Source organism: Enterococcus sp. AN402, from assembly GCF_040719405.1.
Lineage (GTDB): Bacteria > Bacillota > Bacilli > Lactobacillales > Enterococcaceae > Enterococcus > Enterococcus faecalis.
Map to the genome: position 1 here is coordinate 34,991 of NZ_JBFDTM010000002.1, position 14,596 is coordinate 49,586.

The 14,596-nt window shown below is 35.4% G+C and carries 9 protein-coding genes, 1 tRNA gene, 1 pseudogene and 1 CRISPR repeat array; of the genes and pseudogenes, 10 read left to right on the forward strand and 1 reads right to left on the reverse strand.

What is annotated here, in order from left to right; translation table 11 throughout:
* Position 1 precedes the first annotated feature (1 nt).
* From AB1I62_RS00465 to AB1I62_RS00480, 4 genes and pseudogenes are all read left to right on the forward strand, one after another.
* Positions 2-259: pseudogene (locus tag AB1I62_RS00465) on the forward strand (replication initiator protein A); the annotation flags it as partial.
* Between the two features lie 164 nt (positions 260-423).
* Positions 424-558: direct repeats of the CRISPR family, unit length 20 nt; unit sequence CGAAAGTGGGAAAAACCAAC.
* A gap of 61 nt (positions 559-619) precedes the next feature.
* Positions 620-1,009, forward strand: coding sequence for a hypothetical protein (locus AB1I62_RS00470; RefSeq protein WP_367018800.1), 390 nt, complete (start codon positions 620-622; stop codon positions 1,007-1,009).
* A 158-nt stretch (positions 1,010-1,167) separates the two neighbouring features.
* The gene (gene traC / locus AB1I62_RS00475) at positions 1,168-2,805 is read left to right on the forward strand and encodes a peptide pheromone-binding protein TraC (RefSeq protein WP_367018788.1); all 1,638 of its coding nucleotides are present in this window, start codon (positions 1,168-1,170) and stop codon (positions 2,803-2,805) included.
* A gap of 10 nt (positions 2,806-2,815) precedes the next feature.
* Entirely contained in the window at positions 2,816-3,970 is a 1,155-nt protein-coding gene (locus AB1I62_RS00480) for a TraB/GumN family protein (protein ID WP_367018790.1), read from the forward strand.
* 37 nt (positions 3,971-4,007) lie between these two features.
* Here the strand turns inward: AB1I62_RS00480 and AB1I62_RS00485 are convergent, their stop codons facing one another.
* Complete coding sequence (locus tag AB1I62_RS00485; protein ID WP_367018792.1) at positions 4,008-4,961, reverse strand: helix-turn-helix transcriptional regulator; 954 nt, start codon at positions 4,959-4,961, stop codon at positions 4,008-4,010.
* Positions 4,962-5,726: 765 nt separating this feature from the next.
* Between AB1I62_RS00485 and AB1I62_RS00490 the strand changes: the two genes are divergently transcribed.
* The 6 genes from AB1I62_RS00490 to prgU form a co-directional block, all read left to right on the forward strand.
* Positions 5,727-6,149 (forward strand): hypothetical protein, encoded by a 423-nt coding sequence (locus AB1I62_RS00490; RefSeq protein ID WP_367018794.1) that lies wholly within the window; start codon positions 5,727-5,729, stop codon positions 6,147-6,149.
* A 553-nt stretch (positions 6,150-6,702) separates the two neighbouring features.
* Positions 6,703-9,369 (forward strand): SEC10/PgrA surface exclusion domain-containing protein, encoded by a 2,667-nt coding sequence (locus AB1I62_RS00495; protein WP_367018795.1) that lies wholly within the window; start codon positions 6,703-6,705, stop codon positions 9,367-9,369.
* A 345-nt stretch (positions 9,370-9,714) separates the two neighbouring features.
* A tRNA-OTHER gene (locus tag AB1I62_RS00500) sits at positions 9,715-9,787 on the forward strand.
* A gap of 45 nt (positions 9,788-9,832) precedes the next feature.
* Positions 9,833-10,009 (forward strand): hypothetical protein, encoded by a 177-nt coding sequence (locus AB1I62_RS00505; protein ID WP_164548981.1) that lies wholly within the window; start codon positions 9,833-9,835, stop codon positions 10,007-10,009.
* 270 nt (positions 10,010-10,279) lie between these two features.
* Positions 10,280-14,197, forward strand: a complete 3,918-nt coding sequence (gene prgB / locus AB1I62_RS00510; protein ID WP_367018796.1) for an LPXTG-anchored aggregation substance PrgB/Asc10 — start codon at positions 10,280-10,282, stop codon at positions 14,195-14,197.
* Positions 14,198-14,257: 60 nt separating this feature from the next.
* Positions 14,258-14,596: pheromone response system RNA-binding regulator PrgU (gene prgU, locus AB1I62_RS00515; protein ID WP_367018798.1), on the forward strand; the 339-nt coding region annotated here is incomplete at its 3' end.

A 14,596-nucleotide genomic window follows, 5' to 3' on the forward strand; every position in this document is an offset into this window, starting at 1 on the left:
TATGAACGATTTTCAATTTATTTCAGCTAATGAAACCTATAGAAATTTGTATTACCAATTACCTAAAGTACTTTTTACATCAGAATTTTATAAGAATATGTCTAATGATAGTAAAATAGCTTACGCAATGCTCCAAGACCGATGTGAATATTCAATTCAAAATAATTGGATTGATCAAGATGGGCATATATATTTTATCTTTACACGAAATGAACTGATGGATATTTTAGGGTGTAAAGAAAATAAAATTGCAAAAATAAAAAAAGAATTAAAAGACAAAAATTTACTTTATGAAAAACGTATTCCTCCGAAAAAACTCCCTACTGGTGAATTCAAAAACTACCCAAACAGATTGTATTTAGGTAAGTTGGAAGTTTCAGCAACAGATGTTTACGCCATCAGTAACGCTAGCCATACAAATGAGTTTTCCGAAAGTGGGAAAAACCAACCTTCGGATAAATATGATAAAATCAACGTTTCTTTCGAAAGTGGGAAAAACCAACGTCCAGAAGAATCCAATAATACCAGTACTTTGTTCGAAAGTGGGAAAAACCAACCCAATCTATATCTAACTAATTCTTTAGATACAATAGATACAATAGATACTGAAAAAGAACGATTGCAACAACAATTATTGCTTGATCAATTTTCAGAAGTTCAAGAGCATACATTTCTTAGCAAAGATAGCTTAAAATTTATTGCTGCCTTTTCTAATACTATTCAAGAAGCTCATGAAATGGTTGGAACAATTATACGTGCTAAAACTAAAGTTGAAAAAGAATACAATGTTGTTTTAATTGGGGAAGATTATCAAGAAGAAATAGACAAATGTTTGCGACGAGTGATGCATAAAATCAAGACAGATTCTACTGTTAAAAGTCCCAAAGGCCTATTCTACAAGTCGTTTTATAATTTATTTGTTGAATGTGCGTTAGAAAAAGAAAATATAAAAAATAGGGATAATTCTAAAGTCTCTGAAATTACTTTGCATAATTGGATTGAAAAATAAGTAATTGATTCATTTATTTGGATAAATTTCATTCTGTATTTTGTATCACTTTTAAAGTTTATTTGATAAAATTGTAAATATAATAGCTATTAATTAGTTATTTTATTTGTATATCGCTAGAATTAGTTAGCAAATCTAAACTACGGAGGTTGATAAAAATGAAGAAGTACAAGAAGTTTTGTTTTTTAGGTATTGGGTTATTACCTTTGGTATTAGCTAGTTGTGCTACAAATACTGACACAAAAGATTCACAAGATGTTAACGAAAAAAAAGTAGAGCAGGTAGCGACTTTGACAGCAGGGACACCTGTCCAAAGTTTAGACCCAGCAACTGCTGTAGATCAAACGAGTATAACTTTATTAGCCAATGTGATGGAAGGGTTGTATCGATTAGATGAAAAAAATCAACCGCAACCGGCAATTGCAGCTGGTCAACCAAAAGTATCGAATAATGGCAAAACATATACCATTGTGATTAGAGATGGCGCTAAGTGGTCTGATGGGACATCAATTACTGCCAATGATTTTGTGACTGCGTGGCAAAGAGTTGTAGATCCCAAAACAGCTTCTCCAAATGTGGAACTGTTTTCTGCTATAAAAAATGCCAAAGAAATTATTTCAGGAAAACAAGCAAAAGAAACGTTGGCAGTGAAAAGTAATGGTGAGAAAACCTTAGAAATTGAATTAGTTGAACCAATACCTTATTTTACTGATCTGTTATCCTTAACCGCTTACTATCCAGTGCAGCAAAAAGCGATTAAAGAGTATGGGAAAGACTATGGGTCTTCTCAAATAGCAATTGTAACAAATGGGGCATTTAACTTAACAAGTTTAGAGGGAGTAGGCACTTCTGATAAGTGGACGATTTCTAAAAATAAGGAGTACTGGGATCAAAAAGAAGTTTCCATGGATAAAATTAACTTTCAGGTGGTTAAGGAAATTAACACAGGAATAAATTTGTATAATGATGGACAACTAGATGATGCGCCTTTAGCTGGAGAATATGCAAAACAATACAGAAAAGATAAAGAATATTCAACAACATTAATGGCCAATACAATGTTTTTAGAAATGAACCAAACTGGGGAAAATAAACTTTTACAAAATAAAAATGTCCGAAAAGCGATTAGCTATGCAATCAATCGGGAAAGTTTAGTTAAAAAATTACTAGATAATGGGTCTGTTGCTTCTGTTGGCGTAGTACCAAAAGAAATGGCCTTTAACCCAGTAAATAAAAAAGATTTTGCTAATGAAAAATTAGTGGAATTTAACAAAAAACAAGCAGAAGAGTATTGGGATAAGGCTAAAAAAGAGGTTGATTTATCTAAAAATACTTCTTTAGATTTACTTGTAAGTGATGGAGAGTTTGAACAAAAGGCAGGAGAATTTCTTCAAGGACAGTTGCAAGATAACTTAGAAGGACTGAAGGTTACTGTGACGCCAATTCCTGCAAATGTCTTTATAGATCGCTTAACAAAAAAGGATTTTAGTTTGAGTTTAAGCGGATGGCAAGCTGATTATGCAGATCCTGTTAGCTTTTTAGCAAATTTTGAAACAAATAGTCCGTTGAATCACGGTGGATATTCGAATAAAAATTATGATGAATTACTTCATGTTACTTCTTCGAAACGCTGGCAAGAATTGAAAAAAGCCGAGAAACTATTAATTGATGATATGGGTGTAGTACCAATTTTTCAAGTAGGAACAGCAAAATTAGAAAAAAGCAACATAAAAAATGTTCTAATGCACTCAATAGGGGCAAAATATGACTACAAAAAAATGAGAATAGGAAAGTAATGGAGGGTATATGGAATTAGTTCGTCATGTTTTTATAAAAGGCAAGGAAATTATTTTAATCGGGACAGCTCATATTTCCAGTGAAAGTGCTGAATTAGTTAAAAATATAATCGAAGCAGAAAAACCAGATATAGTTTGCCTTGAATGGGATCAAAGTCGATATGACAAGTACCTGAAACCTGATGAATGGTCAGATACAGATATTGTTCAAGTAATCAAACAAAAAAGACTAACTGTATTAATTTCTAGCGTTATTTACAAATTAATTCAAAAACATTTGGCTAAAATTAATGAGTCTGTAGCTGGCGCTGAATTTTTTGAGGCTGTTAGTAGTGCAGAAAAGGTTGGCGCAAAAATAGCATTAGTCGATAGAGACTCACAAGTAACTTTTAAACGATTTTGGCGCTTAATTCCACTAAGAAAAAAGGCGTTGCTTCCTTATGCTTTTGGTAGTGTTTTAGAAGGTGCGGAAGAATCTGAAGAAGAAATGCTAAAATTATTGAATTCTGAAAATTTTGAGCCTATATTTGAACAGCTACAAGAAGCGTATCCAGAACTATGGAAAGTTTTGTTAGTAGAACGAGATCAATATTTAGCACAGAAAATTTTAGAACAGGAAGCTGGGAAAATCGTAGTTGTTATTGGACAGGCGCATTTACGAGGAGTAGAGAAAAATTTAAAGAGTGGGCAACAAATAGATATAAAAGAATTAGAAACTTTACCGCCAAAGCTTTGGTCAACCAAAGTTTTAGAGAGTATTATACCTTTGATTATCATAGGCTTGTTAATTTATTCGTTTTTCTTAGGTGTAGATGTAGGTAAAGACCAAATAATGAGATGGGGAATTTGGAATGGTGGTTTATCAGCATTGTTTACTTTATTAGCGCTGGCTCACCCCTTAACAATTGTTACTTCTCTAGTGTTCGCTCCTCTTGCTACTTTGTTACCAATGGTGTCTGTAGGAGTGTTTTCTGCTATTGTAGAGGCTACTTTAAGAAAACCCAAAGTACGTGATTTTCAAACGATGGATGAAGATATAAAATCTATTAAGAAAATATATAAGAATCGTGTTTTGAGAGTATTTTTAGTGTTTGTGTTAGCCAGTTTGGGAGGAATGATTGGTAATTTTGTAGGTGGCTTGGAAATGTTTAGACACCTTTTATAATAAACTAAAAATAAAAGGAACGGTCATGGATATGTGTTCATGACCGTTCTTTTATTTCAGGAATAGGATTATTTTCTATTGCAATGTAATTTTCGTAATACATGGTTACTTCTTTAGGGGGTGTGAATTTTTCTTTTGCAGATATTTTTGTAAGTTCTTCAACTAAAGATCTATGAATATCTTCTTTTCCGATGATTTTAAAGATGTTGATAATATTTACTGCATTTAAATAAGAATCAATATTTTTGTCAATTAAAAATTGATATATTTGTTTTAAATAATTTATTTCTAAGTCGTAATATCCATTTATACTAATATTTTTAATAGTTTTTAAGTGTTCAAATTGCTTAATATAATACTGTGCTTCTTCTAAATTTCTATTCATAATTGATATTGTTAAAGCATTTTTTAGAACAGTCTGAATAGTTAAATCGTAATCTTTACCAAAGGAATCCACGATTGGATACATAGTTTTAATGAGTCCTGAAACTTCTTCAAGTGGTAAGACATTTAAAAGATTTGAGACAATTTCATAATCAATTCCAAAAAATACCGTTCTTTTGTCATATAAATGTTTTAAGTCTGAAGTAATCGTTTCATTAAAAACAGGCACTTCAATATTGTAATGATGTGCAATAGAAATATATCCTAGATAAATACTAAAATACTGAAGGCTAGTTAAACGCTTTGGTTCAATTCTCTGAAAATTTATTTGAAATAAATCAGGATTTTTGAATATCTTTGAAATAAGAAGTTTTTCTTTACCTGCTTCGTTTAAACTTTTTGTGTTCATGCCAGCCCTGTCTAAAATTTCAAAAAAGTTTATTCCTAAGCGTTCTGAAAATTTGACTAACTCTTCTACAGAAATAGGTCGTGAATCAGCTTCTACTTTTATATAAATAGACTTGGACATTATTCCAGAATACAAATCTATTTGATGATAATTCAATTCTTTTCTTATCTGTTTTAAGGTAGCTCCTATAGTAAACATTGTGTTCCTCCTAGCTAATATGTAAAGTTTTAAAAAGTAAACTTAAAAAACAAAAAAATAATAAAATTTGATGAAAATAAGAATATAGGTGTTGAATATAACACTTAAACGTTGGATTTATGATTATTTTCACTTTTTTTATAAAAAGTGAAAATAATGGGTTGCTAATTTAACACCTTAGTGGTATTATGTTATTCATAGGAGGGGTAAAAATGAAAGCCGCTCTAATAAAACTATTAAGATATACAACAATTGCAATTGCAATAACTTTAGTATTTATCTGATAAGAAATATTAAAGGACATCAAAAAGAATAAGAACCGACTGCCATAGGACGGCCATCCTAGAGGACAGTTAAACAATTCATGATATACCCATGAACTATACTCGGTTCTCGTTTGTTGCAACATTAGTTACAACGTATAGTATAACAATTTTTAATGTAAAATTCTAGGCTTTTTTAAACTCCTTTATTGGCTTAGGTAAAGTTTTTTACAGTAAATTGTTTTAGTTAGTTGTATAAATGTTGGAACAGCGGGGAATGTATACAGTTCATGTATATGTTCCCCGCTTTTTTGTTGTCTGTTACTTTATTGAAAAAAGAATAAAGCCAAGTAACAAGTCCTCATTTTTTTCAAGGTGGGAGCTTGTGGAATAACTCAATGTTTCAAGCATTGTTTGTACTGGAACTATTCGTAAGAGCCATGCAAACAACGCATGGCTCTTCTTTTTGTGGAAACTATCAATGAAAGAAAGGATGTTTTGTATGACAATTATGAGTCCAGAAGAAGTACTTCGCTATGGTAAGCGAGTGGTGTTATTTCCAGAATCAGGAAGTAAAGCACGGAAAACGTATTATGTCGATGGAAGTAAGTTAATGAGGCACACTGTTTTGTGGACGGAAGGTAGGCAGGTTGATATTTATCATAGTCCTTGTTCGATTGATGCGTTGTATCCCTATATTGAGCGTGTCTATTCTCAAAAGAAAAAAGGGATTTTGATTGCACGACGTTCTGGCAATGGAACAGGCAATCGAAAAAACGTTGCGCCACTAATAAAAACAGGCAAAGGGATGGGGATCACAATCAATAAGCCAAAAGCAATAGATGTGTACAATCAATTGAATATTATTGAGAAAAAAGTTCGAGAAAATTCTCGAAAAGAGTTTAAAAAAGTAGGAAACAAGTGACGGAAGAAGCTAACCTTTTCTTATTTGCTAATTTGATTAGCAGTACATGTTTTAACTAAATCTGATTCCTTTTAAAGCAAACTTGAAAGCTTGTGAACGCAGGGTGAGAGTGAAAGACAGAACGGGCAATCCTGATGAGATATTACGTTAAACGTTTTGATATTCACTAAGGTAGAGTGGGCAATACAACACTTATTTTTAAAGATAAGGTGGACAATTAGGAGTAATTAGAGACAGGAGAAACCTATAGTCAGTCTTAATAGACTGCCCCAGTTATCAGCGTGGCTACTAAGGGCTGGGGGTTAGAACTTCAATGCGAAGTGAATAGTGCCATATACATAAAGGAGAATCGCCATGACCGTATGCGAGCGATTATCTGGCTCCTTTTAGAGTTTGGGGTAACAGTTGCTAGAAACCCTGCGGAATTTTTTTATTTTTGATTAAATTAGTAAATAAGAGAAGGTTAGTATAAAAAATTATCTAAGCATATGCATTATGAATGTGTAAGCTATTTATTAAAATATACTCGTAAAAATATGAGGAGGAAAATGTAATGAATAAAAGTGTAAAAACAGGATTAGGGATTGTTGCAGTAACAGGGCTAGGTGTAAGTGTTGGGGGACAACAAGTACAGGCGGCAGAAACAACGAATACTTCTACAGCGGTTGCTAAAGAAGCGATGCCACAAAAACAAACAGCTAGTCAAACGATTGCCGAAAAACAACAAGCAGTAAACACACAAACAGAAGTGGTTGCACAAGAACAAACAGTCGCAGATAAAGCGAAACAACAAAGTATGAAGGCAGATCAAGCAGTAAAAGAACAACAAGCTACGGTTTCTAAAGCTGAAACAGCGGTTAAATCACAAGAAACAACCGTAAAAGAGGCACAACAAGCTATAGAAGAAGCTAAAAAAGTAGTGGATGAAGCAACACCAGAAGCGATTGAAAAAGCCAAAGACCAAGTGGGGACTGATACACAGGCTGTTGATGAACAACAAAAAGTAGTGGATCAAGCTCAAACAGATGTTAACCAACAACAAGCGGTTGTTGATGAAAAAGCAAAAGAAACGGCTGCTGCTAAAATTCAAAATGAAAAAGATCAACAAGCGGTAACAGCTGCGAAACAAGAACAAGCCAAGCTTGAAGAATTAGCGAAAAATGCGGAAGCGGAAAAAGCAAAGGCAGAAAAAGAACAAGCAGCAAAAGAAGCTGAACTGGCTAACAAACAGAAAGAAGAAGCCAAAGCCAAAGATCAAAAGACGAAGAATGATCAAGCAGTCGCAGACCAACAAACCGTTGTGACAACTAGTCAAGAGAAAGTAGCAGACGCAAAAGCAGATACAGCTGCGAAACAGGCAGATTTAACTGCAAAAGAAAGTGCTTTGAAAGACAAGCAAGCAGCAACAAAGCAAGCGCAAAATACTTTAGATAACTCAAAAGAAGAGTTGAAAGGGCATAAAGGGATTAACTTGCCACCTAAGTTTAGTGCAGATTACGATACAAAATTAAGTGCTGAAGAAATAGCTACTCTTGAAAAAACGGCACTAGAAATGAACAAGAATTTTCCAACGAGCAAAGAAGATGAAAAAAATAAAGACGTGATGTGGGATATTCAACATTTAAGTGCAGATCAGAAAAAAGAATTAAGTGTATACACAACAGAATTATTAAATGATGTGCGAAAAAAATTGGGTCTTTCTCAAATAAGTGTATCAGACCAATCAATTAAATTTGCTTGGGATGTTGCGAAATATTCTGACACCGGAGAATACATGCATGATGTGACAGCCATTAATAAAGCCGCTAAGGAAAATGGCTTTAAAGAATATCCTGGAATGAATTACTATGAAAACCTAGGTGGCGGGTATTACGAAACTGAAAATGGTAAAGTTTCTAAGTATGCTCTTCAAGAAAGTATCCGTAAAATGCTTGTCAATATGTTGTTTGATGATGGCCGCTTAGGTTATAGCCATTTACATTCTTTATTACAAGACGGAAAAACAGCATTAGGCGTTTCACTATCTGGTGAAAAAAATTCTATTTCTCCTAAGATTCATATTATTTCTTATGGTAAAGAAAAACTGGAGGATAGTAGTCAATACCAAAACGGCGAAGTGGCAAGCATGAAATCTAAAGAAGAATTACAACAAGAGATAGCTAGCAACCAAGAAAAATTAGCTACCGCTCAACAAGCAGAATCAGACGCACAACAAGCAAGAAGTGCAAGTCAGCAAGCCTTAAATACAGCCAAAACAACACAAGCAACAGCAGAAAAAGAACTATCTGTTCATAAAGCGACATTGGCTAATCTTCAAGCAGTTGCGACTAAGAGTACGACAAACTATGAAGAAAAAGTACGACAAACTGCAACGGCAGAAAAAAGCCTTCAACAAACAAAAGATCAATTGGCAACAATCAATGAGTTAATTCAAAATCGAGCTGCTGTTTTAGAAAAAGCGAAAACAAATGTTGCGGAAGCACAAGCAATTGAACAAACGTCTGCTAAAGTGCTGAAAGAAAAACAAGAAGCCCAACAAGTAGAAGAAAATACATTGAACAGCTTGAAGGAAGTATTGAATTTAGCGAAAGAAAACTTAAATCAAAAACAAGTTGCACTTAAAACAAGTACACGTTCCTTGGCTCGGTTAGAAAATGCTCAACCAAACTATGAAAAGGCCGTTCAAGCGTTAAGCGAAGCAGAAATGAAACTAGAAACAACTAGAGCAGCGTATCAAGCTTCTGTCGAACGCTTAGAACAATTAAAAGACGAACAAAGCATCGCTCATGAAACGTATAAACAAGCAAAAGCTTTGTTGGATAAAGAAGTTCACTATCTTGCAATGTTGCTAAGTGATTTACAAGCAGCAAAAGATCAACAAGCGAGAGAAGAATTACAACAACAAGTAGCGAAAGAACAAGAACGTTTGGCAAAAGAAACCAACCAAAAAGAAATGACGCTACAAGTAGCTCCTTCTACGAAGAAAGACAATCAAGTAATGGCAATGTCGCTTCCAACACGTCAGACAGAGAATAAAAAAGTAGTGAAGCCAGCGGGTTCACCAACTAGCTATCAAGCAATGAAAGTAGAGAAAAGTAGTTTGTTACCAAGTACTGGAGAAGAGTCAAACAAAGGACTGATTGTTTCAGGTTTAGCTATTTTTGCAGGATTGTTAGGATTAGCGAGTGTAGATTTGAAACGGAAATATAAAAAAAGATAGTAGATTTTTGAGAGAAACGAAAATTTTTCGTTTCTCTTTTTTGTTCCAGTGATGCTTTTAATTTTTAATAAGTAAAAAGGAAGAAGTAGGTTGCTGTGGCGGAATAGAAGTCGCTTAAAATAAAGCAATACAAGCCCTTTATTGTTTTATTTGATTATGCAAGGTGCGAATCCTTGCCAGCAAGTAGGGTTTACGGTAAACGATCCCGGCTGCCGGTTAGCGAAAACCGTACAGAGGTTGAGCGGTAGCGTGGCAAACAACAGCTCTTATACCATTCATAAGCCTACCGCAAAAAGAATGGCAATCTCAAAAAAACAGGAAACTGAAAGGTCGCTCCTTTTAGGTTGGCGTGTAGCATTGCGGTGATGCAACTGACTTCGTGTGAGATAAGAAGCGGGTTCGACTCCTGCCACGCCAATAAGTAGCTTTGCTACGAGAGAAAAAAACAATAGGAGGAATAGTAATGAAAAAAATTGAGTTAAACGACAATAATTTAGAAACGTTGATGAAGTGGAGTACCCCTCGTAAAAATTATGAAAAATGGACGGAAGACGATGAATTGCTTTACAGAAAGCTATTTGATGAACCGTATATGTATTTACCAGAAGAAATAGATGATGAAGATGAGGGAGAAGTATAAAAGAGGAACGAGAAGATACTCGCTCCTCTATTCCATGGGATATTGTTCAGAAAAAATAGGTTTGATTTAGAAAAAAGAAAACTACCTAATTGGGGTTAGGTAGCTTTTTGAAAAGTAAAATGAAAAATATGTTAAAGTACTTATTTTATATCATAAAGTAAAACCGTTGTCAAAAAGAAAGGGGGAAAAAAGGATGGCTTGTGTGCGTGCACCATGTGGAAGAAATCGTTGTTTGTAAAGAAAAAAATAAAAAATCGAGGAGAATGATACATGAATCAACAGACAGAAGTAAAAAAACGTTTTAAAACGTACAAAGCTAAGAAGCGCTGGGTAACTGCCCCTATTCTTTTTCTAGGCGTGTTAGGAGTTGTAGGATTAGCTACTGATGATGTACAAGCTTCGGAATTAGATACGCAACCAGGAACAACGACGGTGCAACCCGATAACCCCGATTCGCAGGTAGGTAGTACAACGCCTAATACGGCAGTATCTGAAGAAGAAGCAGTACAAAAAGGCACTACTTCTCAACCGACCAAAGCAGAAGAAGTAGCGCCAGAAAATAAAGGTACTGAACAAAGTTCAGCTACCCCAAATGATACCACAAACGTGCAACAACCAACAGCAGAAGCAGAAAAATCAGCACAAGAACAACCAGTAATCAGTCCAGAAACAACCAATGAACCTCTAGGGCAGTCAACAGAAGTTGCACCAGCTGAAAATGAAGCGAATAAATCAACGGCCATTCCTAAAGAATTTGAAACACCAGACGTTGACAAAGCAGTTGATGAAGCGAAAAAAGATCCGAACATTACCGTCGTTGAAAAACCAGCAGAAGACTTAGGCAACGTTTCTTCTAAAGATTTAGCCGCAAAAGAAAAAGAAGTAGACCAACTACAAAAAGAACAAGCGAAAAAGATTGCGCAACAAGCAGCTGAATTAAAAGCCAAAAATGAAAAGATTGCCAAAGAAAATGCAGAAATTGCGGCAAAAAACAAAGCAGAAAAAGAACGTTATGATAAAGAAGTGGCGGAATACAACAAGCATAAGAACGAAAACAGCTATGTCAATGAAGCGATTAGTAAAAACCTAGTGTTCGATCAATCTGTCGTGACGAAAGACACTAAAATTTCGTCGATTAAAGGCGGAAAATTTATCAAAGCAACTGATTTTAATAAAGTAAATGCAGGGGATTCAAAAGATATCTTTACAAAATTACGGAAAGATATGGGCGGGAAAGCTACTGGCAACTTCCAGAATTCCTTTGTAAAAGAGGCAAATCTTGGGTCTAATGGTGGGTATGCGGTTCTTTTAGAAAAAAATAAACCAGTGACAGTGACCTATACAGGACTAAACGCTAGTTATTTAGGACGTAAAATTACAAAAGCAGAATTTGTTTATGAACTACAATCCTCACCAAGCCAAAGTGGAACGTTAAATGCAGTATTTTCAAACGATCCGATTATCACGGCTTTTATTGGTACAAACAGAGTCAATGGTAAGGATGTTAAAACACGCTTAACGATTAAGTTCTTTGATGCGTCAGGGAAAGAAGTACTACCAGATAAAGATAGTCCATTTGCGTATGCGCTGTCTTCTTTAAATTCAAGTTTAACGAATAAAGGTGGCCATGCGGAATTTGTTTCTGATTTTGGGGCGAACAATGCGTTCAAATACATTAATGGCTCATACGTGAAAAAACAAGCGGATGGAAAATTTTACTCACCGGAAGATATTGACTATGGCACAGGACCTTCTGGATTGAAAAATAGTGATTGGGATGCTGTGGGTCACAAGAATGCGTACTTTGGTTCAGGTGTAGGTCTAGCCAATGGGCGTATTTCCTTTTCTTTTGGTATGACAACAAAAGGAAAAAGTAATGTGCCTGTATCAAGTGCGCAATGGTTTGCCTTTAGCACTAACTTAAATGCGCAATCAGTGAAGCCTATTTTCAATTATGGGAATCCAAAAGAACCAGAAAAAGCAACGATTGAATTCAATCGATACAAAGCCAATGTCGTTCCTGTTCTTGTTCCGAACAAAGAAGTCACTGATGGCCAGAAAAATATCAATGATTTAAATGTGAAACGTGGCGATTCTTTACAATACATTGTGACAGGAGATACGACAGAACTTGCTAAAGTAGATCCAAAAACAGTAACAAAACAAGGAATTCGGGATACCTTTGATGCAGAAAAAGTGACAATTGATTTATCCAAAGTGAAAGTTTATCAAGCAGACGCAAGTCTGAACGAAAAAGACTTAAAAGCTGTTGCTGCAGCGATTAATTCAGGAAAAGCGAAAGACGTGACCGCTTCTTATGACCTTCATTTAGACCAAAACACCGTCACAGCAATGATGAAAACCAACGCAGACGGTTCCGTTGTTTTAGCAATGGGGTATAAATATTTACTTGTCTTGCCGTTTGTAGTGAAAAATGTAGAAGGCGATTTTGAAAATACAGCTGTTCAGCTGACAAACGATGGTGAAACGGTAACAAATACAGTGATTAACCATGTGCCAGGTAGTAATCCTTCCAAAGATGTAAAAGCAGATAAAAACGGTACAGTCGGCAGTGTTTCTCTACATGATAAAGATATTCCGTTACAAACAAAAATTTATTATGAAGTGAAGTCTTCCGAACGTCCAGCCAACTATGGCGGAATCACAGAAGAATGGGGCATGAATGATGTCTTGGACACGACCCATGATCGTTTCACAGGGAAATGGCACGCTATTACAAACTATGACCTTAAAGTAGGGGACAAAACGTTAAAAGCAGGAACAGATATTTCTGCCTACATTCTTTTAGAAAACAAAGACAATAAAGACTTGACGTTTACAATGAATCAAGCATTATTGGCAGCGTTAAATGAAGGAAGCAATAAAGTAGGTAAACAAGCTTGGTCTGTTTATCTGGAAGTCGAACGGATTAAAACAGGTGATGTAGAAAACACACAAACAGAAAACTACAACAAAGAGCTTGTTCGTTCTAATACGGTGGTGACACATACGCCTGATGATCCAAAACCAACCAAAACCGTTCATAACAAGAAAGGGGAAGATATTAACCATGGAAAAGTTGCTCGTGGTGATGTTCTTTCTTATGAAATGACCTGGGACTTAAAAGGATACGATAAAGACTTTGCTTTTGACACAGTCAATCTTGCGACAGGCGTTTCTTTCTTCGATGATTACGACGAAACGAAAGTGACACCAATCAAAGACTTACTTCGTGTCAAAGATTCTAAAGGGGTAGACATTACGAACCAGTTCACGATCTCTTGGGACGATGCCAAAGGCACAGTAACAATTTTTGCCAAAGACCCACAAGCCTTTATTCTAGCGTATGGTGGGCAAGAATTGCGTGTAACGCTCCCTACAAAAGTCAAAGCCAATGTTTCTGGGGATGTTTATAACTCAGCGGAACAAAATACATTTGGCCAACGAATTAAAACCAATACTGTTGTCAACCATATTCCAAAAGTGAATCCTAAAAAGGATGTGGTCATTAAAGTTGGTGACAAACAAAGTCAAAATGGCGCTACAATCAAATTAGGGGAGAAATTCTTCTATGAATTTACAAGTAGTGACATTCCTGCAGAATACGCTGGTGTTGTGGAAGAATGGTCGCTTAGTGACAAACTAGACGTCAAACATGACAAATTTAGTGGCCAATGGTCTGTGTTTGCCAATTCTGCGTTTGTCTTAGCAGACGGAACCAAAGTGAATAAAGGGGACGACATTTCGAAACTATTCACGATGACCTTTGACAAAGGGGTAGTGAAAATCACGGCCAGTCAAGCCTTTTTGGATGCGATGAATCTAAAAGAAAACAAAAACGTTGCACACTCATGGAAAGCGTTCATTGGTGTAGAACGAATTGCGGCAGGAGACGTTTACAACACAATCGAAGAATCTTTCAACAATGAGAAGATTAAAACGAATACGGTAGTGACACATACACCAGAAAAACCACAAACGCCACCAGAAAAAACAGTGATTGTACCACCAACACCAAAAACACCGCAAGCACCAGTAGAGCCATTAGTGGTAGAAAAGGCAAGTGTAGTGCCAGAATTGCCGCAAACAGGCGAAAAACAAAATGTCTTATTAACAGTAGCTGGTAGCTTAGCTGCAATGCTTGGCTTAGCAGGCTTAGGCTTTAAACGTAGAAAAGAAACAAAATAATTGAAGACGAAAAGAAGGACGAATTACTTGTCCTTCTTTTTTAGTTATGGAGGGGAAAAATTGGAAGCAGTAGCAGAAAGAGAGGCAAAGGGGATGAAAGAAATTGCCATCCAAGAAAAAGATTTGACCTTACAGTGGAGAGGAAACACAGGTAAGTTAGTTAAAGTTCGATTGAAAAATACACGTGCAATGGAAATGTGGTACAACAAACAAATTACCGAAGAAAACATTCAAGAGATCACCACGTTGAATATTATTAAAAATGGAAAATCTTTGGCATTAGAAGTATATCCAGAAAAAAGTATCTATGTGAAACCAAATTTAGGCAGAATTAATGTGCCTGTCTTTTTTATCAAAACACCTATTAATAGAGGGATTTTTGAAGAGATCTTCGGCGAA